Source organism: Pseudomonas sp. JC1203 (assembly GCF_056175065.1).
This window is the reverse complement of record NZ_JBWCAM010000014.1, coordinates 126,019-148,167: the sequence shown is the minus strand read 5'-3', so window position 1 is coordinate 148,167 and position 22,149 is coordinate 126,019. Positions and strand designations below refer to the sequence as shown.

Below are 22,149 nucleotides of genomic sequence, written 5' to 3'. Positions count from 1 at the left end.
GCTTGATCAAGGAGCGAACAAGTGTCACATCAACATCTGGACTACGACGTGCTCAGCGCGTTGCAGGAAGTCATGGAGGAGGAGTACCCACTGTTGCTGGATACCTTCCTGACCGACTCCGAGGTGCGCCTCAGTGAGCTGCACCAGGCCACCGACCCTACCCAGTTGGGCCAGGCGGCCCACAGCTTCAAGGGCAGCAGCAGCAACATGGGCGCCACCGCCCTGGCGGATCTTTGCCGCCAGCTGGAGGAGCGCGTCAAGCATCCGCCACTTAACGGCATCGAAGACCTGGTCAACCGCATCGATTCCGAATTCGCCACGGTGCGCAGGCTGTACAGCGACGAGCGCCAGCGCTTCGCCTGCTGAGCGTGGTCATTCGCGGGGCGGGCCAACCTTGGCCCGACTCTTGCTATCTTCCCTGCACCTGTACCCCCGATTTCAGTGCAGCGGAGACCTGTAAATGTCAGTCGCGTCAAACCCCCTCTTGCAGATCAGCAGTACCGCCAGCACCCAGGCCAGCACCCTGGCGAGCCTGAACAAGGCGGCGGAACCCGCCAAGGACACCTCTGCAGACTTTGCCAAGGTGTACGCCAAGCAGTCGCAGAGCACCTCTGCGAAAACGTCGAGCGCCACCGCCACCCAGGCCGCTGCCCAGCAGAATCAGGCTAAAAACGCTGCCGCCCACGACAAGGACACTGCCGCTGCCAAGCCGGCCGTTGCCGATAGCGGCAAGAATTTGCCTGCCCACAAAACCGCCAAGGCAGACCAGGCCGGCAAGGCCGACAAGTCGGATAAAAGCGCCAGTACGGCCAAGACCGACAAGGCTGACAAGGCCGACAAGAGCAAGGCCAGGGATGACGACCAGGATGACGACAACACCGTCACCGATGCCGCCCCTACCGACACCGATACGCCGGTAGCCACCGTGGCCACCCCCGAGCCTGCCGCACCCGTGGCCCCCGTGGTTGACCCGGCCCTGGCGCAGGCGCAGCAACCCGTGGTCGACCCGGCGCAGACCGCGGCGCTGGCGCAGGTGGCGCCACCGGTGGTGGACACTACCACCACTACCGAAGATGCCGACAGCTTCGACCCCTCCAAAGACGACCCGCTGGCCAACATGCCTACCTTGCGCCTGGCGCTGGAGCAGAACGCCAAGGCCCAGGGCACGACCTCGGCGCACGCACAGCCCGATGCTTCGCAGGCCCAGGGCACCAGCAGCTCCGACACCGACCAGAGCTTTGCCAGCGGCCTGGCTGCCATGGTGGTGCAGCAGAAGGGCTCGGGTGAGAGCGACGTCAGCGACAAGGCCTTCGGTGCGCAGCTCGATGACGGCCTGAAAAACGTCAAGGGCGCCAGCGCCGATACCCGCATCGACGATTTCGCCAATCGCCTGGCGGCGATGAGCGACACCTCCGCCACCAGGACCGCCGCCGCCACGCCTGCCACGGTGCAGGCGCCCACCACCCAGCTGGCCATGAACCAGAACGGCTGGACCGAGGGCGTGGTCAACCGGGTCATGTACCTGTCCAGCCAGAACCTGAAGTCGGCGGACATCCAGCTGACGCCCGCCGAACTGGGGCGCCTGAGCATTCGCGTCGACATGACCCCCGACCAGCAGACCGCAGTGACGTTCACCAGCGCCCACCTGCACGTGCGTGAGGCGCTGGAAAGCCAGCAGGGCAAGCTCAAGGACATGTTCGCCGAGCAGGGCATGGGCCAGCTGGACGTCAACGTCTCCGACCAGTCGCGCCAGTCCTCCCAGGACCAGGCCCAGCAGAACCAGCGCACCAGCCGTGGCAGCGCCGGCAGCGATAGCCTGGATGGCGTCGCCGCTGCCTCGCCGTTGGCGTCCGAGCCTACCGTGCAGCAAGTGATCGTGGGCACCAGCGCCATCGATTATTACGCCTGACGTGGGTGGCCCGTGCGGCGGCCTGCGGCCGCTGCTACAAGTTCCGTGTAGCAGCGGCCGCAGGCCGCGTCCCAAATCCCCCGTGAACGCTTTGTCAGCATCTCGACAAATCTGGCATAACACTTGCTCCACCCTCTGCAGGTGAGTGTTAACCCCCCGATTAGTGACGGATTATTGGCATGGCGAAGAGCGAAGCAGCAGAGAAAGAACCAGCAGGCAAAGGCAAACTGAAGATGATCATTCTTCTTGTCGTGGTCCTGCTGCTGGTCATCGGTGGCTCCGTGGGCGCCACCTGGTTCTTCCTGCACAAGGGCGCCGAGGCCAAGCCGGCCGAGGAAGCTGCCGCAGCCCCTGCAGGCAAGCAGCCTGCGTTGTACCAGCCGCTGACCCCGGCGTTCGTGGTCAACTTCAAGCAGGACGGCCGCGACCGCTACATGCAGGTCAGCCTGACCATGCAGGCGCGCGACAAGGCCGACCTGGATGCGCTGATGGTGCACATGCCGGTCATCCGCAACAACCTGGTGATGATGTTCTCGGGCGAAGACTTCGCCACCCTGGCCACGCCCGTGGGCGAGGAAATGCTGCGCCAGAAAGCCACGGCGGCGGTGCAGGCCGTGGCGCAGAAAGAAGTCGGCAAGCCGGTCATCGACCAGCTGCTTTTCACTAACTTCGTATTGCAGTAGGAACACGACATGGCCGTGCAAGACCTGCTGTCCCAGGATGAGATCGATGCGCTGCTGCATGGCGTCGACGATGGGCTGGTGCAGACCGAAAGCCTGGGTGAGCCCGGCAGCGTCAAAAGTTATGACCTGACCAGCCAGGACCGTATCGTCCGTGGCCGCATGCCGACCCTGGAAATGATCAACGAGCGGTTCGCCCGCTACACCCGCATCAGCATGTTCAACCTGCTGCGCCGCTCGGCGGACGTGGCGGTGGGCGGCGTGCAGGTGATGAAGTTCGGTGAATACGTGCACTCGCTGTACGTGCCCACCAGCCTCAACCTGGTGAAGGTCAAGCCGTTGCGCGGCACCGGCCTGTTCATTCTCGACGCCAAGCTGGTGTTCAAGCTGGTGGACAACTTCTTCGGCGGCGACGGCCGCCACGCCAAGATCGAAGGTCGTGAGTTCACGCCTACCGAACTGCGCGTGGTGCGCATGGTGCTGGACCAGGCCTTCATCGACATGAAGGAAGCCTGGCAGGCCATCATGGAAATCAACTTCGAGTACATCAACTCCGAAGTGAACCCGGCCATGGCCAACATCGTCGGCCCCAGCGAGGCCGTGGTGGTGTCCACCTTCCACATCGAACTCGATGGCGGTGGCGGGGACCTGCACGTGACCATGCCGTATTCGATGGTCGAGCCGATTCGCGAAATGCTCGACGCCGGCTTCCAGTCCGACCTGGACGACCAGGACGAACGCTGGAGCAAGGCCCTGCGCGAGGACGTGCTGGACGTAAGTGTGCCATTGAGCGCCACCGTGGCCCGCCGCCAGCTGCGCCTGCGTGACATTCTGCACATGCAGCCGGGGGATGTGATCCCGGTTGAGCTGCCGGAAGAACTGGTACTGCGCGCCAACGGCGTGCCGTCCTTCAAAGCCAAGCTCGGTTCCCACAAGGGCAACCTGGCGCTGCAAGTGATCGAGCCGATCGAACGCCGCTGACCGGCGCTGTCGATAAGCTGTTACCCCTGAATTTATTGCCCGCCGAGGACCTCTGATGGCTGACGAACACGAAATGACTTCCCCGGAAGACCAGGCCCTGGCCGACGAATGGGCTGCTGCCCTGGGTGAGTCCGGCGACGCCGGGCAAAGCGACATCGACGCACTGCTGGCCGCTGACGCCGGCAACTCGGCCGCCGGCTCGCGCCTGGCCATGGAAGAGTTCGGTGCCTCGCCCAAGCACAATGGGCCGGTCAGCCTGGATGGCCCGAACCTGGACGTGATCCTGGACATCCCGGTGACCATCTCCATGGAAGTGGGCGCCACCGACATCAACATCCGCAACCTGCTGCAACTCAACCAGGGCTCGGTGATCGAGCTTGACCGCCTGGCCGGCGAGCCGCTGGACGTGCTGGTCAACGGCACGCTGATTGCCCATGGCGAGGTGGTGGTGGTCAACGAGAAGTTCGGCATCCGCCTGACCGACGTGATCAGCCCCAGCGAACGCATCAAGAAGCTGCGCTGAATGGGCCGCCTGCTGACGTTGCTGCTGGCGCTGCCGCTGCCGGCGTTCGCCGCCACGGTAGGGGCGCCGACCGCGCCCGCAACCCCGGCTGCCGCCCCTGCGGCGCCGGCCGTGGGTTCGGCGCTGGGCGGCGGCATGGCCGGCCAGCTGACGCAGTTGATGCTGGGCCTGTTGCTGGTGATCGGCCTGATCTTCGCGTTGGCGTGGGTGCTGCGCCGCGTGCAGCAGGCCACCCCGAACGGCGGCCAGGTGATTGAGCTGCTGGGTTCGCGCGCCCTGGGCCCGCGGGACCGGCTGGTGCTGGTGCAGGTGGGGTCCGAACAGATCCTGCTGGGCCTGAGCCCGGGCCGCATCGCCCCGTTGCACGTGCTGGAGCACCCCATCGCGGTGCCAGCCAAGACCAAGACGGCCTCGCCGGAGTTCGCCCAGCGCCTCATGGAGCTGATGGGCAAGGACCACAAGGATAAGCACTGATGGGCGCGCTGCGCTTTTTGTTGACCCTGGCATTGGTAGTGGCCGCGCCGATGGCGCTGGCTGCCGACCCGTTGTCGATCCCGGCGATCACCCTGGGCACTGGCGCCAACGGCCAGCAGGAATATTCGGTCAGTCTGCAGATTCTGCTGATCATGACGGCGCTGAGCTTCATTCCAGCGTTCGTCATGCTGATGACCAGTTTCACCCGCATCATCATCGTCTTCTCCATCCTGCGCCAGGCCCTGGGCCTGCAGCAGACGCCATCGAACCAGTTGCTGACGGGCATGGCGCTGTTCCTGACCATGTTCATCATGGCGCCAGTGTTCGACAAGGTGAACCAGCAGGCCCTGCAGCCGTACCTGGCCGAGAAGTTGAGCGCCCAGGACGCCGTGCTGAAGGCCGAAGGGCCGGTGCGCGACTTCATGCTGGCGCAAACCCGGCAGAGCGACCTGGACCTGTTCATGCGCCTGTCGCGCCGCACCGACATCGCCAGCCCTGACCAGGCGCCGTTGACCATCGTGGTGCCGGCGTTCGTCACCTCGGAGTTGAAGACTGCGTTCCAGATCGGCTTCATGATCTTCATCCCGTTCCTGATCATCGACCTGGTAGTGGCCAGCGTGCTCATGGCCATGGGTATGATGATGCTGTCGCCGCTGATCATCTCGCTGCCGTTCAAGATCATGCTGTTTGTGCTGGTGGATGGCTGGGCATTGATCATCGGTACCCTGGCCAGCAGTTTTGGCGGCGTCTGAGACCCCGCACGGAGATTCGTCATGACCCCTGAAGTGGCTGTCGACCTGTTTCGCAACGCGCTGTGGCTGACCACCATGATGGTCGGCATTCTGGTGGTGCCCAGCCTGGTGGTGGGCCTGATCGTGGCCATGTTCCAGGCGGCCACGCAAATCAACGAGCAGACGCTGAGCTTCCTGCCGCGCCTGCTGGTGATGCTGTTTACCCTGATTGTCATCGGCCCGTGGCTGGTGCGCACGTTCATGGAGTACATCACCAACCTGTACACCAGCATCCCGCAAGTGATTGGATGAACCCGCTCCTGCACCTCACCGACGCCCAGATCGGCGCCTGGGTATCGAGCTTCATGCTGCCGCTGTTTCGCGTGGGCTCGATGCTGATGGCGATGCCGGTGTTCGGTACCACCATGGTGCCCAAGCGCATTCGCCTGTACCTGGCCATGGCGATCACCGTGGTTATCGCGCCGTCGCTGCCGCCCATGCCGGTGGTGGATTCCCTCAGCCTGCAGGGGCTGATGCTGGCGGGCGAGCAGATCATCATCGGCTCCTTGCTGGGCTTTTCCCTGCAGATGCTGTTCCAGGCGTTCCTGATTGCCGGGCAGATCCTGGCCATCCAGATGGGCATGGGCTTCGCTTCCATGAACGACCCGGTCAACGGTGTGCAGACTGCCGTGGTGGGCCAGTTCTTCACCATGCTGGTGACGCTGCTGTTCCTGGCCATGAACGGCCACCTGGTGGTGTTCGAGGTGCTGGTGGAAAGCTTCACCACGCTGCCGGTGGGCGGCGGGGTGCTGGTGAACCAGTTCTGGGAGCTGATCATGCACATGAGCTGGGTGCTGGCGGCGGCGGTGGTGCTGGTGCTGCCGGCCATTACCGCGCTGCTGGTGGTCAACGTCGCCTTCGGCGTGATGACGCGCGCCGCGCCGCAGCTGAACATCTTCTCCATCGGCTTCCCGCTGACGCTGGTCATGGGCATGATTATCCTGTGGCTGAGCCTGGCGGACATTCTCAACCAATACCAGCCCATGGCCACCGAGGCCTTGCAGTGGCTGCGCGAACTGGCACGGGCACGCTGACATGGCAGAGAGCGAGAGCGGTCAGGACAAGACAGAAGACCCCACGGACAAAAAGCTGCGCGAGGCGCGCGAACGTGGGGAAGTGGCACGCTCCAAGGAACTCAACACCCTGGCGGTGATGATTGGTGGCTGCGGGGCCCTGCTGGCCTATGGCGGCCACCTGGCGCAGACGCTGATGGAGCTGATGCGCATGAACTTCACCATCAGCCGCGCCGCCATCCTGGACCAGAGCCAGATGGGCGTGGTGCTGCTGGCGTCGGGCAAGATGGCCATCGATGCCGTGCAGCCGATTCTGCTGGTGCTGCTGATCGTCTCGTTCGTGGCGCCGATCTCCCTGGGCGGCTGGTTGTTCTCGGCAAGCTCGCTGGCGCCGAAATTCAGTCGCATGAACCCGCTCAACGGCATCAAGCGCATGTTCTCCATGCACGCGCTGACCGAGCTGTTGAAAGCCCTGGCGAAATTCTTCGTGGTGCTGCTGGTGGCGCTGTTCGTGCTCAACAAGGACCGCCAGGACCTGCTGAGCATCGCCCATGAGCCGCTGGAAATGGCCATCATCCACTGCGTGCAGCTGGTGGGCTGGAACGCGCTGTGGATGTCCATGGGGCTGTTGATCATCGCCGCCGTCGACGTGCCGATCCAGATATACCAGACGCGCCAGAAACTGCTGATGACCAAGCAGGAGATTCGCGACGAACACAAGGACAGCGAGGGCCGCCCCGAGGTCAAGCAGCGTATTCGCCAGCTGCAGCGCGAGATGTCCCAGCGCCGCATGATGTCGGCCATCCCCACGGCCGACGTGATCATCACCAACCCCACCCACTACGCCGTGGCGCTCAAGTACGACCCGGAGAAGGGCAGTGCGCCGATGCTGCTGGCCAAGGGTACCGATTTCATCGCCCTGAAGATTCGCGAGATCGGCAACGAGCACAACATTCAGATCCTCGAATCGCCGGCGCTGGCACGTTCCATCTACTACTCCACCGAGCTTGAGCAGCAGATTCCCGCCGGCCTGTACCTGGCCGTGGCCCAGGTGCTGGCCTACGTCTACCAGATCCGCCAATACCGCGCCGGCCGCGGCAAGCGCCCCATCCCGCTGAAGGATCTGCCGATCCCGCCGGACCTGCGCCGCGACAATTGAATGTGGGAGCTGGCTTGCCAGCGAGATTTTTGCTGACGCCGCACCACTCGCTGGCAAGCCAGCTCCCACAGGATGGTGACACCCCTTAAATTGCCGGCCCCGGCAAAAGTTGGAAAGGTTCTTGCAAAGGCATACCCACAACGCCATCAGGCGTCAAAAGTTTGCTTGAGATCACGGGGACTATCGGTGGATCGCACTCAGTTAATCAACAACGCGCGCAGCAACCTGGTCGGTCTCGGCCGGGGCAGCCTGGGTGTGCCGCTGTTGCTGTTGATCATGCTGGCAATGATGATGTTGCCGGTTCCGCCGTTCCTGCTCGACGTGTTCTTCACCTTCAACATCGCCTTGTCGATCGTGGTCCTGCTGGTGTGCGTGTACGCCCTGCGGCCCCTGGACTTCGCCGTGTTCCCGACCATCCTGCTGGTGGCGACGCTGCTGCGCCTGGCGCTGAACGTGGCGTCCACCCGCGTGGTCATGCTGCACGGCCACGACGGCCACCAGGCCGCGGGCAAGGTGATCCAGGCCTTCGGCGAGGTGGTGATCGGCGGCAACTACGTGGTCGGTGCGGTGGTGTTCGCCATCCTCATGATCATCAACTTCGTGGTGGTGACCAAGGGTGCCGGGCGTATTTCCGAGGTGAGCGCGCGTTTCACCCTGGACGCCATGCCCGGCAAGCAGATGGCCATCGACGCCGACCTCAACGCCGGCCTGATCGACCAGTCCCAGGCCAAGCTGCGCCGCCTTGAAGTGGCCCAGGAAGCCGAGTTCTACGGTTCCATGGACGGTGCCAGCAAATTCGTCCGCGGTGACGCCATCGCCGGGCTGCTGATTCTGTTCATCAACCTGCTGGGCGGCATGGCCATCGGTATCTTCCAGCACGGCCTGAGCTTCGCCGAGGCGGGCAAGGTCTACGCGCTGCTGACCATCGGTGACGGTTTAGTGGCACAGTTGCCATCACTGCTGCTGTCCACTGCCGCCGCCATCATGGTGACCCGTGCGTCGGGCTCCGAAGACATGGGCAAGCAGATCAGCCGCCAGATGTTCGCCTCGCCCAAGGCGCTGGCCGTGTCGGCGGGCCTGATGACCATCATGGGTGCCGTGCCGGGCATGCCCCACGTGTCCTTCCTGTTCCTGGCCATGCTGGCCGGTGGCGGCGCCTACCTGGTGTGGAAAAAGCAGAACGAGGTGAAAGTCGCGGCCGCCGCCGAAGTGCAGCGCCAGCAGGACCTGCTGCCATCGCCTACCCGTTCCCAGGACACCAAGGAACTGGGCTGGGATGACGTTACGCCTATCGACATGATTGGCCTGGAAGTGGGCTACCGCCTGATTCCGCTGGTGGACCGCAACCAGGGCGGCCAGCTGCTGGCGCGGATCAAGGGCGTGCGCAAGAAGCTGTCCCAGGACCTGGGCTTCCTGATGCCCACCGTGCATATTCGCGACAACCTGGATCTGGCGCCCAGCGCCTACCGCCTGACGCTGATGGGCGTGATTCTGGCCGAGGCCGAGATTTACCCCGACCGCGAGCTGGCGATCAACCCCGGCCAGGTGTTCGGCACCCTCAACGGCATCACCGCCAAGGATCCGGCCTTCGGCCTGGACGCGGTGTGGATCGAGCTGAGCAACCGCCCGCAGGCGCAATCGCTGGGCTATACCGTGGTAGACGCCAGTACGGTGGTGGCCACGCACTTGAACCAGATTCTGTCCAAGCACGCCCACGAGCTGATCGGCCACGAGGAAGTGCAGCAATTGCTGTCGGTGCTGGCCAAGGGGTCGCCGAAGCTGGCCGAGGAGCTGGTGCCAGGCGTGCTGTCGCTGTCCAACCTGCTCAAGGTATTGCAGGCGCTGCTGGCCGAGCAGGTGCCGGTGCGCGACATCCGCAGCATCGCCGAAGCCATCGCCAACAACGCGGTCAAGAGTCAAGATACCGCCGCTTTGGTTCAGGCAGTACGGGTTGGCCTGAGTCGCGCTATCGTGCAAAGCATTGTAGGGCTTGACTCCGAGCTGCCTGTTATCACCCTGGAGCCAAGGTTGGAACAGATATTGCTCAATAGTTTGCAGAAGGCCGGTCAGGGTCAGGAAGAAGGCGTTCTGTTGGAGCCAAGCATGGCCGAGAAGCTGCAACGGTCGTTGATCGATGCGGCGCAACGCCAGGAAATGGCCGGGCAACCGGTGATTCTCCTGGTAGCGGGCCCGATCCGCGCGATGCTCTCGCGCTTCGGCCGGCTGGCAGTACCTAATTTACATGTCTTGGCGTATCAGGAAATTCCTGACAACAAGCAAGTGACCATCGTTGCGACAGTAGGGCCCAACGGCTGAGGTAGTGGGTTATGCAAGTTAAGCGTTTTTTCGCCGCCGATATGCGTCAGGCCATGAAACTGGTCCGTGACGAGCTGGGCGCCGATGCCGCTATCATCGGCAACCGTCGGATTGCCGGCGGCGTCGAGCTCACGGCCGCGCTGGACTACAAACTGTCCGCGCTGGCACCCCGTGTGCCGAACATGGAGCTTGAAGACGAGCTGCGCAAGACACAGTCGCGCATCGTCAATGCCCAGGCGGAACTGGACACCCGTGGCGAAAGCGACGCGGTCACCAACCGGCAGCTGTTTGCCGGCCTGCCGCTGACCGCTGCCGAGCCGCTGGTGGAACCGACCTTCGTCGAGCCGCCGCGCCCGCAGGCCCCGCCTGCCGCTGCGCCGGTCGACCAGCGCCTGTTCGAGTCCATGCGTTCGGAACTCAACGGCCTGCGCGAACTGCTGGAAGTGCAGCTCGGCTCGCTGGCCTGGACCCAGCTGCAAGGCAGCAAGCCGGCCCAGGCCAACCTGTGGCGCCGCCTGCAGCGTATTGGCCTGTCGGGCCCGCTGTCGCGCGAGCTGCTGGAAATGGTTGGCGAGATCAATGAGCCGCGCCAGGCGTGGCGCATGCTGCTGGCCCACCTGGCCCGCATGATCGTCACCCCGGACGTCGAGCCGCTGGAAGAGGGCGGTGTGATCGCCATGGTCGGCCCTGCCGGCATGGGCAAGACCACCACCCTGGCCAAGCTGGCTGCCCGCTACGTGCTCAAGTACGGCGCGCAGAACATCGCGCTGGTGAGCATGGACAGTTTCCGCATTGGTGCCCAGGAGCAACTCAAGACCCTGGGCCGCATTCTCAATGTGCCGGTGACCCACATCGACCCGGGCCAATCGCTGGCCCAGGCGCTGGAGCCGCTGCTGCGCAAGCGCGTGGTGCTGATCGATACCGCCGGCCTGCAAGCCAGCGACCCGGCCCTGCGCCTGCAGCTTGAAAGCCTGGCTGGCCGTGGCATCAAGGCACGCAATTACCTGGTGCTGGCAACCACCAGCCAGAAGCAGGTTTTGACCGCGGCGTACCACAGTTACAAGCGTTGTGGGCTCGCAGGTTGTATCCTGACGAAATTGGACGAATCGGCAAGCCTCGGCGAAGTGCTGAGCCTGGCGATTGGTCATGAACTACCAGTGGCTTATCTCACCGACGGGCCACGCATTCCGGACGATTTGCACCTGCCACGACGGCACCAGTTGGTGAGCCGCGCGGTTAACGTGCAAATGCAGGATGAGCCCAGCGAAGAGGCCATGGCCGATATGTTCGCTGATCTCTACCACAGCCCGAGTAAACGTGTTGGCTGAGGTGAATGTTTTGAAGTCGTTGCAATCTACCTACATTGTTGGTCTGCCGGGCATTCTTCAAGTTGTTGAAAGCGCAGCCAGTCATGTGGCCTCGGTCTAAGTAAGACAAGGTAAAGAACGAACATGGGCAGCATGCATCCCGTACAGGTGATCGCCGTGACAGGCGGCAAAGGCGGCGTCGGCAAGACCAACGTGTCAGTGAACTTGTCTCTGGCGCTGGCCGAACTCGGCCGTCGAGTGATGTTGTTGGACGCCGACCTTGGCCTGGCGAACGTCGACGTCCTGCTGGGCCTGACACCCAAAAGAACCCTTGCCGATGTCATCGAGGGGCGCTGTGAGCTGCGCGACGTGCTGCTCCAGGGGCCTGGTGGCATCCGCATCGTGCCGGCCGCGTCCGGCACCCAGAGCATGGTGCACCTGACGCCCGCTCAACACGCAGGCCTGATCCAGGCCTTCAGCGACATCGGTGACAACCTCGATGTGCTGGTGATCGACACCGCCGCCGGCATCGGCGATTCAGTGGTCAGCTTCGTGCGCGCCGCGCAGGAAGTGTTGCTGGTGGTGTGTGACGAGCCGACCTCGATCACCGACGCCTACGCGTTGATCAAATTGCTGAACCGCGACTACGGCATGAACCGCTTCCGCGTGCTGGCCAACATGGCCCAGAGCCCGCAGGAAGGCCGTAACCTGTTCGCCAAGCTGACCAAGGTGACCGACCGTTTCCTCGACGTGGCCCTGCAGTACGTGGGCGCCGTGCCGTACGACGAATGCGTGCGCAAGGCCGTGCAGAAACAGCGCGCGGTGTACGAGGCGTTCCCGCGTTCCAAGTGCGCGCTGGCGTTCAAGGCCATCGCGCAGAAGGTCGACACCTGGCCGTTGCCAGCCAACCCACGCGGGCACCTGGAGTTCTTCGTCGAACGCCTGGTGCAGCAGACCAGTGCAGGTCCCGTATCATGAGTGCCAGCGGCTATCGGATGTACAGCAAGGCTTCCCGCGAGTCGCAGCAGTACGAGTTGATCGAGCGCTACGCGCCACTGGTCAAGCGCATTGCCTACCACTTGCTGGCGCGCCTGCCGGCCAGCGTGCAGGTGGAAGACCTGATCCAGGCCGGCATGATCGGCCTGCTCGAGGTGTCCACCAAGTACGACTCCACCAAGGGCGCCAGTTTCGAGACCTACGCCGGCATCCGCATCCGCGGCGCCATGCTCGACGAAGTACGCAAGGGCGACTGGGCACCCCGTTCGGTGCACCGCAACACACGCATGGTCAGTGACGCGATTCGCGCTATCGAAGCGAAAACCGGTCGCGACGCTAAAGATCATGAAGTTGCGGCCGAACTCCAGTTGAGCCTGGACGATTACTACGCGATTTTGAACGATACGCTTGGCAGCCGCCTGTTCAGCTTCGACGACCTGCTGCAGGACGGCGAGCACGAAGGCCTGCACGAGGACGGCGCCAGCGCGGGCCTGGAGCCCTCGCGGGACCTGGAAGACGAACGTTTCCAGGCGGCCCTGGCCGAGGCCATCAACAATCTTCCGGAGCGTGAACGCCTGGTTCTGGCCCTCTACTACGACGAGGAGCTGAACCTGAAGGAGATCGGCGAGGTGCTGGGGGTCAGCGAATCGCGGGTCAGCCAGCTGCACAGCCAATGCGCGGCACGCCTGCGCAGCCGGCTGGGCGAGTGGCGCGCACGCGCATAATTCCTTGGTGGCCCAGGGGGTGGGGCCGGGGCCGTCCCGGCGAGCTTTGAAGGCCCTCAAACGCTCGCTGGCACGCCAGCTCCCACAGGGCCTGCATTAGCAGTTCAATGGCCTGCAATCGCTGTAAAACTGGATTTGGGGATGCGGCATGGGTATTTTCCTTGCCGCACGTCATGTAGTGCACTAGCCAGATTTGATTGAATGCGCGCTCGGGGACCGAACGCGTTTAAGACTGCTTGGAGGTCTAATTGGACAAGAACATGAAAATCCTCATCGTTGACGACTTCTCGACGATGCGGCGGATCATCAAGAACCTGTTGCGCGACCTGGGCTTCACCAATACCCAGGAAGCCGATGACGGCACCACCGCCTTGCCGATGCTGCACAGCGGCAGCTTCGACTTCCTGGTGACCGACTGGAACATGCCTGGCATGTCCGGCATCGACCTGCTGCGCCAGGTGCGTGCGGACGACCGCCTCAAGCACCTGCCGGTGCTGATGGTGACCGCCGAAGCCAAGCGCGAGCAGATCATCGAAGCGGCCCAGGCTGGCGTCAACGGCTACGTGGTCAAGCCATTCACGGCACAAGTGCTGAAAGAGAAAATCGAAAAGATTTTCGAGCGCGTCAATAGCTGATGTCCGCCACGGGGGTGCTATGGAGCATAAGAATTCGTCTTTGGGTGACTTCGAGTCGACCCTGAAGAAACATGCCCGGGAGTTGGTCGACAGCCTTGAACGAGGCAAATTCGGCGACGCCGTGCAACTGATCCATGAGCTGAACCAGACCCGTGATCGTGGCCTGTACCAGGAAGTCGGCAAGCTCACCCGCGAATTGCACAGTGCGATCGTCAGTTTCCAGATTGACCCGCACATGCCGCAAGCCGAGGAAGTTTCGCAGATCACGGACGCCACCGAGCGCCTGTCCTACGTGGTCAGGCTGACCGAGGGTGCGGCCAACCGCACCATGGACCTGGTGGAACAGAGCACGCCGGTACTCAACGACCTCAGCGGCGAGGCCAAGGCCTTGAGCGCCGATTGGCAGCGTTTCATGCGCAAGGAAGTCGGCGCCGCCGAATTCCGCGAGCTGGTGAAACGCGTCGACGGTTTTCTGACGCAAAGCGAGCAGGGCACCCGCAAGGTCTCCGGCGCGCTGAACGACATCCTGCTGGCGCAGGATTACCAGGACCTTACCGGCCAGGTGATCAAGCGTGTGACGCAACTGGTCACGGAAGTTGAAAGCAACCTGCTCAAGCTGGTGCTCATGGCCAGCCAGGTAGACCGCTTCGCGGGCATCGAACACGACCGTGAACAGCTTCGTGCTGAAAAAGATCAAGAAAAACATCCCACTCGGGGTGAAGGTCCGCAGATTCATGCCGATAAACGTGAAGACGTTGTGTCCGGTCAGGACGATGTCGACGATCTGCTATCCAGTCTTGGTTTTTAAGGGGCACGTTAAATGAGCTTCGGCGCCGACGAAGAAATCCTCCAGGATTTCCTGGTAGAAGCCGGTGAAATTCTTGAGTTACTTTCCGAACAACTGGTCGAGCTGGAAAGCCGACCTGATGACGGTGATTTGCTCAATGCAATTTTTCGCGGTTTTCACACTGTAAAAGGGGGCGCCGGCTTCCTCCAGCTCAACGAGCTGGTGGAGTGCTGTCACATCGCCGAGAACGTGTTCGACATCCTGCGCAAGGGTGAGCGTCGCGTTGATTCGGAATTGATGGACGTGGTGCTCGAAGCGCTGGATGCGGTGAACGGCATGTTCAGCGAAGTTCGCGAGCGCACCGACATCACCCCGGCCACGCCTGAACTGCTGGCGGCGCTGTCGCGTCTCGCCGAGCCTGCCGGCCCGGACGAGGTGGCGGCCCCGGTCGCGGCTGCCGAACCGGAACCTGTGGTTGAAGAACCGGACGAGTCGGGTGACATCACCGACAGCGAGTTCGAACAACTGCTGGACTCGCTGAGCGCGGTCAAGGCCCAGGCTGAAGCCCCAGCCAGCCAGGCGCCTGCCGCGGCTGCCGACAGCGATGAAATTACCGACGATGAATTCGAGTCGCTGCTGGACCAGCTGCATGGCAAGGGCCAATTCGCGCCTGACGCCGTGGCCCCGGCCAGCACTGCCGCTGCCAGCACGCCTGCAAGCGACGAAATCACCGACGACGAATTCGAGGCCCTGCTGGACCAGCTGCACGGCAAGGGCACCTTCGCCCCTGACGCGCTGGACGGCGGCGCCCAGCCACCGGCAGCCGAACAACCGGCAGCCGCGGCCAGCGACCTGATCACCGACGACGAATTCGAGTCGTTGCTGGACCAGTTGCATGGCAAGGGCAAGTTCAGCGAAGCGCCAGCCGCTGCCGAAGCGGCCGTGGCCGCCCCGGTAGCCGCCAAGCCTGCGCCGAAACCCGCTGCTGCTGCCGCACCGGCAAAAGCCGCGGCGCCAGCGCCAGCCCGGGCTGCCGCGCCGGCACCGGAGAAACACGCCGCCAGTGAAGCGGAAACCACCGTGCGGGTCGACACTGCACGCCTGGACGAAATCATGAACATGGTCGGCGAACTGGTGCTGGTGCGTAACCGCCTGGTGCGCCTGGGTGCCAACAGTGGCGACGAGGCCATGCAAAAAGCCGTGTCCAACCTCGACGTGGTCACCGCCGACCTGCAGACCGCAGTCATGAAGACGCGCATGCAGCCGATCAAGAAGGTCTTCGGGCGCTTCCCTCGGCAGGTTCGCGACCTGGCACGCCAGCTCAAGAAAGAGATCAACCTGGAGCTGATCGGCGAAGAAACCGACCTCGACAAGAACCTGGTCGAGGCCCTGGCCGACCCGCTGGTGCACTTGGTGCGCAACGCGGTCGACCACGGCGTCGAAACCCCGGAAGAGCGCGAAGCCGCCGGCAAGTCGCGCAATGGCAAGGTGGTGCTGTCCGCCGAGCAGGAAGGCGACCACATCCTCTTGTCCATCAGCGATGACGGCAAGGGCATGGACCCGCAGGTGCTGCGTGCGAAAGCCGTGGAAAAGGGCCTGATGGACAAGGACGCGGCCGACCGCCTGAGCGAATCGGACTGCTACAACCTGATCTTCGCCCCCGGCTTCTCGACCAAGACCGAGATCTCGGACGTGTCCGGCCGCGGCGTGGGCATGGACGTGGTTAAGACCAAGATCTCCCAGCTCAATGGCTCGATCAACATCTACTCGGCCAAGGGCCAGGGTTCGAAGATCGTCATCAAGGTGCCGTTGACCCTGGCGATCATGCCGACGTTGATGGTGATGCTGGGCAACCAGGCCTTCGCCTTCCCGCTGGTCAACGTCAACGAGATCTTCCACCTGGACCTGTCGCGCACCAACGTGGTCGACGGCCAGGAGGTGGTGATCGTACGCGACAAGGCCTTGCCGCTGTTCTACCTCAAGCGCTGGCTGGTCAGTTCGGCCGCCCACGAGGAGCAGCGCGAAGGCCACGTGGTGATCCTGTCGGTCGGCACCCAGCGCATCGGCTTCGTGGTCGACCAGCTGGTGGGCCAGGAAGAGGTTGTCATCAAGCCACTGGGCAAGATGCTCCAGGGTACGCCGGGCATGTCGGGCGCCACCATTACCGGTGACGGCCGCATTGCCTTGATTCTCGATGTTCCGAGCATGCTCAAGCGCTACGCAGCGCGGCGTATTTGATTCTTGGGGGCGCGGCGCAAGGTGCGCCCGCCCCCTAATGGAGTGTTTATGGCAGTCAAGGTCCTGGTGGTGGATGATTCCGGTTTCTTCCGCCGCCGCGTCTCGGAAATTCTCTCGTCGGACCCCGCTATCCAGGTAGTGGGCACCGCGACCAATGGCAAGGAAGCGATCGAGCTGGCCCAGTCGCTCAAGCCCGACGTCATCACCATGGACTACGAGATGCCCATGATGGATGGCATCACCGCCGTGCGGCATATCATGCAGCGCTGCCCCACGCCGGTGTTGATGTTCTCCTCGCTGACCCACGAAGGCGCCCGGGTAACCCTGGATGCGCTGGACGCGGGTGCGGTGGATTACCTGCCGAAGAATTTCGAAGACATCTCGCGCAACCCCGAGAAGGTCAAGCAGATGCTGTGCGAGAAGGTGCATACCATCTCGCGCAGCAACCGTCGTTTCAGCAGCTACGGCAGCACGCCGGCAGCCGCCCCGGCACCTGCACCGGCACCGGTCGCGGCCAGCGCCAGCAGCCTGCACGGCAGCCATGCCGCGCCAACGCGCCCGGCACCTGCGCCTGCACCGGCACGTACGCCGGCCAGCAGCCATGCCGCCGCGCCGTCGTCGCCTGCGCCCAAGCGCAAGAACTACAAGCTGGTGGCTATTGGTACCTCCACCGGCGGCCCGGTGGCGCTGCAGCGGGTGCTGACCCAGCTGCCGGCGAACTTCCCGGCGCCCATCGTATTGATCCAGCACATGCCGGCGGCGTTCACCAAGGCATTCGCCGAGCGCCTGGACAAGCTGTGCCGCATCACCGTCAAGGAAGCCGAGGACGGCGATGTGCTGCGCCCCGGCCTGGCGCTGCTGGCGCCCGGTGGCAAGCAGATGATGGTGGATGGCCGTGGCACGGTGAAAATCCTGCCGGGTGACGAGCGCCTGAACTACAAGCCTTGCGTGGACATCACCTTCGGCTCCGCCGCCAAGTCGTATGGCGACAAGGTGCTGGCCGTGGTGCTGACCGGCATGGGCGCCGACGGCCGCGAGGGCGCGCGCCTGCTCAAGCAGGGCGGTAGCCACATCTGGGCCCAGGATGAAGCCAGCTGCGTCATCTACGGCATGCCCATGGCAATTGTCAAAGCCAACCTCGCCGATGCCGTGTACGGCCTCGACGATATCGGTCGGCACCTGGTCGAGGCCTGTGTCTGATGGACGTTCTGAGCTTACTGGGGCTGCTGCTGGCCTTCATCGCCATCATCGGCGGCAACTTCCTCGAGGGCGGCCACCTGTCGGCGCTGCTCAACGGCCCGGCGGCGCTAATCGTGGTCGGCGGTACGTTGGCTGCCTGCCTGCTGCAGTCGCCCATGAGCGCGTTCAAGCGCGCCATGCAGAACGTCATCTGGATTCTGTTCCCGCCGCGCATTGACCTTGCCGGCGGCATCGACCGGGTAGTGAACTGGAGCCTCACCGCGCGCAAGGAAGGCCTGCTGGGCCTGGAGTCGGTGGCGGACAGCGAACCCGACAGTTACTCGCGCAAGGGCCTGCAGTTGCTGGTGGACGGCGCGGAGCCGGCGGCCATTCGCAGCATCCTGGAAGTGGATTTCCTCACCCAGGAAGCCCGCGACATCCAGGCGGCCAAGGTGTTCGAGAGCATGGGCGGCTACGCGCCGACCATCGGTATCATCGGTGCGGTGATGGGCCTGATCCACGTGATGGGCAACCTCGCCGATCCGTCCCAGCTGGGCAACGGCATTGCCGTGGCCTTCGTCGCCACCATCTACGGGGTGGCCACCGCCAACCTGATCCTGCTGCCCATCGCCAACAAGCTCAAGGCCATTGCCGTGCGCCAGGCGCTGTACCGCGAAATGCTGCTGGAAGGCATTTTGTCGATCGCCGAGGGCGAGAACCCGCGGTCCATCGAGCTCAAGCTGCAAGGCTTCATGGAGTGAGGGAATAGCCATGGCCCGCCGTCGTCATACCGAAGAGCATGAAAATCACGAACGCTGGCTGGTGTCCTACGCGGACTTCATCACCTTGCTGTTCGCGTTTTTCGTGGTGATGTACTCGATCTCGTCGATCAACGAAGGCAAGTACAAGGTACTGTCCCAGGCGCTGGTGGGGGTGTTCAACGACCCCCAGCGCAGCCTCAAGCCCATTCCCATCGGTGACGAGCGGCCGCTGACCATGCGCCCCTCAGAGCCGTTGGTGACCGACAGCGAACAACCCGACGCCGGCATTGCCAGCGCCGCCGAAGACCCGCTGAAAAGCATTGCCGACCAGGTGCGCGATGGCTTCGGCGACCTGATAAAGTCCAACCAGCTGACCGTGCGCGGCAACGAACTGTGGATCGAGATCGAGCTCAAGTCCGGCCTGCTGTTCGGCAGCGGTGACGCGATACCCAGCGACAAGGCGTTCGCGATCATCGAGAAAGTGGCGAAGATCATCAAGCCGTTCGGCAACCCGGTGCACGTTGAAGGCTTTACCGACGACCAGCCCATTCGCACCGCGCAGTACCCCACCAACTGGGAGCTGTCGTCGGCGCGTGCGTCGAGTATCGTGCGCATGCTGGCGATGGAGGGCATCAACCCCGGGCGCATGGCCTCGGTGGGCTACGGCGAGTTCCAACCCATCGACACCAACGCCACGCCCGATGGCCGCGCGCACAACCGCCGCGTGGTGCTGGTGATCTCGCGCAACCTTGACGTGCGCCGCAGCATCACCGGCGCCGGCAGCGCCAATGTAACGCCGGACGCGGCATTGCGCCGTGCTGGCACACAAAGTGCACCGCAGCCCGTATCGCAGTCGGTTGGGGGCAATGCCGTCAATTCCCCGTCACCGGCCTTATAACTTGAGTCGCATGTCTCGGTAGGCAAACGCTGCCGTGCCGGGAGGAAGCAAATCCCATGAGAGTCTGGGCAGTAGCCAACCAAAAAGGTGGTGTCGGCAAGACCACCACCTCCATCGCCCTGGCCGGCCTGCTGGCCGAGGCGGGCAAGCGCGTGGTCGTGGTCGACCTCGACCCCCACGGTTCCATGACCAGCTATTTCGGGCATAACCCCGACGCGCTGGAGCACAGCTGCTATGACCTGTTCCTGCACAAGGGCCAGGTGCCCCAGGGCTTGCCCGGGCAGCTGCTGTTGTCCACCAGTGACGAAAACGTGGCGCTGCTGCCGTCCAGCACGGCGTTGGCCACGCTTGAGCGTCAATCCCCTGGCCAGAGCGGCCTGGGCCTGGTGATCGCCAAAACACTGGCGCAGCTGTGGCAGGACTTCGACTACGCGATCATCGACAGCCCGCCGCTGCTGGGCGTACTGATGGTCAACGCGCTGGCCGCCAGCCAGCAGCTGGTCATTCCGGTGCAGACCGAGTACCTGGCCGTCAAAGGCCTGGAGCGCATGGTCAGCACCCTGGCGATGATCAACCGCTCGCGCAAGCAGCCGCTGCCGTTCAGCATCGTGCCGACCCTGTTCGACCGTCGCACCCAGGCTTCCATGGGCACCTTGCGGGTGCTCAAGGATGCCTACCCGGAGCAGATCTGGCAGGGCTACATTCCGGTCGACACGCGCCTGCGTGACGCCAGCCGGGCAGGGCAGACGCCTTCGCAGTTCGACGCCAAGAGCCGCGGCGTGGTGGCCTACCGCGCGCTGCTCAAGCATTTGCTTGCGCAGCAACTTGTCGCGCAGGTGGCCTGATGAACCGGCCGGTCACTACCGCTACCAAGCCGCAGGTCGCGCTGCAGTCGTACCTTGACGGCCTGCTGCAGGACGCCACCGAGGAGCTTGACGCCAGCAACGAGGCGCTCGACGAATTCCAGGCCGCGGTGCTGGAAGAGCAGGTGCGCGATGCGCGCATTGAGCCCAAGGCGCCCGTAGCAGCTCCGGCGCCGCTGCCGCTGCCGCTGCCGCTGCCACCGTCACCGCCGGTCGCCCCGGCGCCTGCGCCCGTGTCAAAACCTGCGCCGGTAGCGCCAACGGTGGTCGTGCCCGCTCCAGTTTCGCCGCCGGTTGCCGAAGTAGTGGCAACGCCGGTGGAACCGGTGGTCGAAGTGCACAAGCCGACCCCGCCGGGCGCGGTGCCGCCCGCCACGGTGGACGGCCGCCCAAGCTGGGCTGCCGAGCCCTTCGAATGCCTGTTGTTCGATGTTGCCGGGTTGACCCTGGCGGTGCCGCTGGTGTGCCTGGGTTCGATCTACGCCCTGGCCGGCCACGAGTTGACGCCGCTGTTCGGCCAGCCAAGCTGGTTCCTGGGGATTCTGCCCAGCCAGGCGGGCAACCTGAAGGTGCTGGACACGGCGCGCTGGGTGATGCCCGACCGCTACCGCGATGATTTCCAGCAGGGCCTGCAATACGTGATTTCCGTGCAGGGCTACGAATGGGGGCTGGCGGTGCATCAGGTCAGCCGTTCGCTGCGCCTGGACCCGGAAGAAATCAAGTGGCGCAGCCATCGTGGCCAGCGCCCCTGGTTGGCGGGCACGGTGATCGAACACATGTGCGCGTTGCTGGACGTCTCGGCCCTGGCCGAACTGATTGCCAGCGGCGCGGTGAAACAGCTGCAAGAACTCAACTGAATTAGCGGCGCCGCGCGGCGCCACTGTACTGCACACACACCGTCATCACGGTTTTCGAGAGGTTAGGGGTATGAAGAAGTCGTCTGCACAAGGTTCCGAAGATCCTATTCTGCAGTGGGTAACCTTTCGCCTGGATAATGAGTCGTATGGCATCAACGTGATGCAGGTACAGGAAGTACTGCGCTACACCGAAATTGCCCCGGTGCCAGGCGCCCCCAGCTACGTGCTGGGCATCATCAACCTGCGCGGCAACGTGGTCACCGTGATCGACACCCGCCAGCGCTTCGGCCTGATGCCGGCTGACGTCAGCGACAACACCCGTATCGTCATCATCGAGGCTGACAAGCAAGTGGTCGGCATACTCGTCGACAGCGTCGCCGAAGTGGTATACCTGCGCCAGTCGGAAGTGGAAACCGCGCCGAACGTGGGCAACGAGGAATCGGCCAAGTTCATCCAGGGCGTGTGCAACAAGAACGGCGAGCTGCTGATTCTGGTGGAACTGGACAAGATGATGACCGAGGAAGAGTGGTCCGAGCTGGAGAGCATCTGATTGATTCTAGAGGTAGGTGTCATCGTGCTGGCCGTGCTGTGGGTGGCCACGCTCGCGGTATTGCTGGCCAACATGCGCGGGCAGCGTGAAATCGCCGCCCAGCAGGCGGCCGGCGATGCCATTCGCGACCAGCGCATCAAGGACCTGGCGCGCCGCGTCGAGGATTACCAGAACGGCACCGTGCGCATGGGTGAAGACCTGCACGAGCTGCGCGCCGTCGTGGCACCGCTGCCGGACAAGCTGAGCATGCTGGAACAGCGTGACCCCTCCAGCCTGTCCTTCGCCCAGGCCGCGCGCCTGGTGGGCATGGGTGCCAGCGTCGATGAGCTGACCCAGTCCTGCGGCCTGACCCAGGCCGAGGCGGAGCTGATGAGCAAGCTGCACCGCAGTTGAGTTCGCTGTAGCAGCGGCCGGAGCTGCGCCTTTCGGCAACGCCTTGGTCAGCAACACCGCCACCATGGCAATCCCCAACCCCCCCCCCCCCCCGCGGGACGCCTAGGTGTAGGC

24 protein-coding genes are annotated in these 22,149 nt (G+C 63.8%); all 24 read left to right on the top strand.

Going from position 1 to position 22,149, the window contains the following annotated elements:
- Window positions 1–21: 21 nt before the first annotated feature.
- The gene (locus AC0SZ7_RS20890) at window positions 22–366 is read left to right on the top strand and encodes an Hpt domain-containing protein (RefSeq protein WP_475506164.1); all 345 of its coding nucleotides are present in this window, start codon (window positions 22–24) and stop codon (window positions 364–366) included.
- A gap of 94 nt (window positions 367–460) precedes the next feature.
- A complete protein-coding gene (locus AC0SZ7_RS20885) occupies window positions 461–1,909 on the top strand; it encodes a flagellar hook-length control protein FliK (protein WP_475506163.1) in 1,449 nt (482 codons plus the stop codon).
- A 179-nt stretch (window positions 1,910–2,088) separates the two neighbouring features.
- Entirely contained in the window at window positions 2,089–2,592 is a 504-nt protein-coding gene (gene fliL / locus AC0SZ7_RS20880) for a flagellar basal body-associated protein FliL (RefSeq protein ID WP_475506162.1), read from the top strand.
- Window positions 2,593–2,601: 9 nt separating this feature from the next.
- Window positions 2,602–3,570, top strand: a complete 969-nt coding sequence (gene fliM, locus AC0SZ7_RS20875) for a flagellar motor switch protein FliM (RefSeq protein ID WP_475506161.1) — start codon at window positions 2,602–2,604, stop codon at window positions 3,568–3,570.
- 55 nt (window positions 3,571–3,625) lie between these two features.
- On the top strand, window positions 3,626–4,093 hold the full coding sequence (fliN, locus tag AC0SZ7_RS20870) for a flagellar motor switch protein FliN (protein WP_475506160.1): 468 nt from the start codon (window positions 3,626–3,628) through the stop codon (window positions 4,091–4,093).
- On the top strand, window positions 4,094–4,567 hold the full coding sequence (gene fliO / locus AC0SZ7_RS20865; RefSeq protein ID WP_475506159.1) for a flagellar biosynthetic protein FliO: 474 nt from the start codon (window positions 4,094–4,096) through the stop codon (window positions 4,565–4,567).
- Window positions 4,567–5,319 carry a flagellar type III secretion system pore protein FliP gene (gene fliP, locus AC0SZ7_RS20860; RefSeq protein ID WP_475506158.1) on the top strand — a complete coding sequence of 251 codons (753 nt, stop codon included), beginning with the start codon at window positions 4,567–4,569 and terminating at the stop codon, window positions 5,317–5,319. Before fliO ends, fliP begins: the two co-directional genes overlap by 1 nt.
- A gap of 21 nt (window positions 5,320–5,340) precedes the next feature.
- Window positions 5,341–5,610: a flagellar biosynthesis protein FliQ gene (fliQ, locus tag AC0SZ7_RS20855; RefSeq protein ID WP_475506157.1), complete on the top strand. Its 270-nt coding sequence runs from the start codon at window positions 5,341–5,343 to the stop codon at window positions 5,608–5,610.
- On the top strand, window positions 5,607–6,392 hold the full coding sequence (gene fliR, locus AC0SZ7_RS20850; protein WP_475506156.1) for a flagellar biosynthetic protein FliR: 786 nt from the start codon (window positions 5,607–5,609) through the stop codon (window positions 6,390–6,392). The genes fliQ and fliR overlap by 4 nt, the downstream gene beginning before the upstream one ends.
- Window position 6,393: 1 nt before the next feature.
- Window positions 6,394–7,530, top strand: a complete 1,137-nt coding sequence (flhB, locus tag AC0SZ7_RS20845; RefSeq protein ID WP_475506155.1) for a flagellar biosynthesis protein FlhB — start codon at window positions 6,394–6,396, stop codon at window positions 7,528–7,530.
- A gap of 186 nt (window positions 7,531–7,716) precedes the next feature.
- Window positions 7,717–9,846: a flagellar biosynthesis protein FlhA gene (gene flhA / locus AC0SZ7_RS20840; RefSeq protein ID WP_475506154.1), complete on the top strand. Its 2,130-nt coding sequence runs from the start codon at window positions 7,717–7,719 to the stop codon at window positions 9,844–9,846.
- Between the two features lie 11 nt (window positions 9,847–9,857).
- Window positions 9,858–11,174 carry a flagellar biosynthesis protein FlhF gene (gene flhF / locus AC0SZ7_RS20835; protein ID WP_475506153.1) on the top strand — a complete coding sequence of 439 codons (1,317 nt, stop codon included), beginning with the start codon at window positions 9,858–9,860 and terminating at the stop codon, window positions 11,172–11,174.
- A gap of 123 nt (window positions 11,175–11,297) precedes the next feature.
- Window positions 11,298–12,131, top strand: a complete 834-nt coding sequence (gene fleN, locus AC0SZ7_RS20830; protein WP_008374846.1) for a flagellar synthesis regulator FleN — start codon at window positions 11,298–11,300, stop codon at window positions 12,129–12,131.
- On the top strand, window positions 12,125–12,874 hold the full coding sequence (gene fliA, locus AC0SZ7_RS20825; protein ID WP_475506208.1) for an RNA polymerase sigma factor FliA: 750 nt from the start codon (window positions 12,125–12,127) through the stop codon (window positions 12,872–12,874). The genes fleN and fliA overlap by 7 nt, the downstream gene beginning before the upstream one ends.
- A gap of 260 nt (window positions 12,875–13,134) precedes the next feature.
- Window positions 13,135–13,509 (top strand): chemotaxis response regulator CheY, encoded by a 375-nt coding sequence (locus tag AC0SZ7_RS20820; protein WP_455926386.1) that lies wholly within the window; start codon window positions 13,135–13,137, stop codon window positions 13,507–13,509.
- 19 nt (window positions 13,510–13,528) lie between these two features.
- Window positions 13,529–14,317: a protein phosphatase CheZ gene (locus AC0SZ7_RS20815; protein WP_475506152.1), complete on the top strand. Its 789-nt coding sequence runs from the start codon at window positions 13,529–13,531 to the stop codon at window positions 14,315–14,317.
- A gap of 12 nt (window positions 14,318–14,329) precedes the next feature.
- Window positions 14,330–16,534: a chemotaxis protein CheA gene (locus tag AC0SZ7_RS20810; protein WP_475506151.1), complete on the top strand. Its 2,205-nt coding sequence runs from the start codon at window positions 14,330–14,332 to the stop codon at window positions 16,532–16,534.
- A 48-nt stretch (window positions 16,535–16,582) separates the two neighbouring features.
- Window positions 16,583–17,734, top strand: a complete 1,152-nt coding sequence (locus AC0SZ7_RS20805) for a protein-glutamate methylesterase/protein-glutamine glutaminase (protein ID WP_475506150.1) — start codon at window positions 16,583–16,585, stop codon at window positions 17,732–17,734.
- Window positions 17,734–18,474: a flagellar motor protein gene (locus tag AC0SZ7_RS20800; protein ID WP_475506149.1), complete on the top strand. Its 741-nt coding sequence runs from the start codon at window positions 17,734–17,736 to the stop codon at window positions 18,472–18,474. Before AC0SZ7_RS20805 ends, AC0SZ7_RS20800 begins: the two co-directional genes overlap by 1 nt.
- A gap of 10 nt (window positions 18,475–18,484) precedes the next feature.
- Window positions 18,485–19,372, top strand: a complete 888-nt coding sequence (gene motD, locus AC0SZ7_RS20795) for a flagellar motor protein MotD (RefSeq protein ID WP_475506148.1) — start codon at window positions 18,485–18,487, stop codon at window positions 19,370–19,372.
- A 56-nt stretch (window positions 19,373–19,428) separates the two neighbouring features.
- Window positions 19,429–20,217 (top strand): ParA family protein, encoded by a 789-nt coding sequence (locus tag AC0SZ7_RS20790; RefSeq protein ID WP_475506147.1) that lies wholly within the window; start codon window positions 19,429–19,431, stop codon window positions 20,215–20,217.
- Window positions 20,217–21,092 (top strand): CheW domain-containing protein, encoded by an 876-nt coding sequence (locus tag AC0SZ7_RS20785; RefSeq protein WP_475506146.1) that lies wholly within the window; start codon window positions 20,217–20,219, stop codon window positions 21,090–21,092. Before AC0SZ7_RS20790 ends, AC0SZ7_RS20785 begins: the two co-directional genes overlap by 1 nt.
- Window positions 21,093–21,162: 70 nt before the next feature.
- Entirely contained in the window at window positions 21,163–21,642 is a 480-nt protein-coding gene (locus AC0SZ7_RS20780; protein ID WP_027981645.1) for a chemotaxis protein CheW, read from the top strand.
- Window positions 21,643–22,035 carry a DUF2802 domain-containing protein gene (locus AC0SZ7_RS20775; protein WP_475506145.1) on the top strand — a complete coding sequence of 131 codons (393 nt, stop codon included), beginning with the start codon at window positions 21,643–21,645 and terminating at the stop codon, window positions 22,033–22,035. It abuts the gene before it with no gap.
- The last annotated feature ends 114 nt before the right edge of the window (window positions 22,036–22,149 follow it).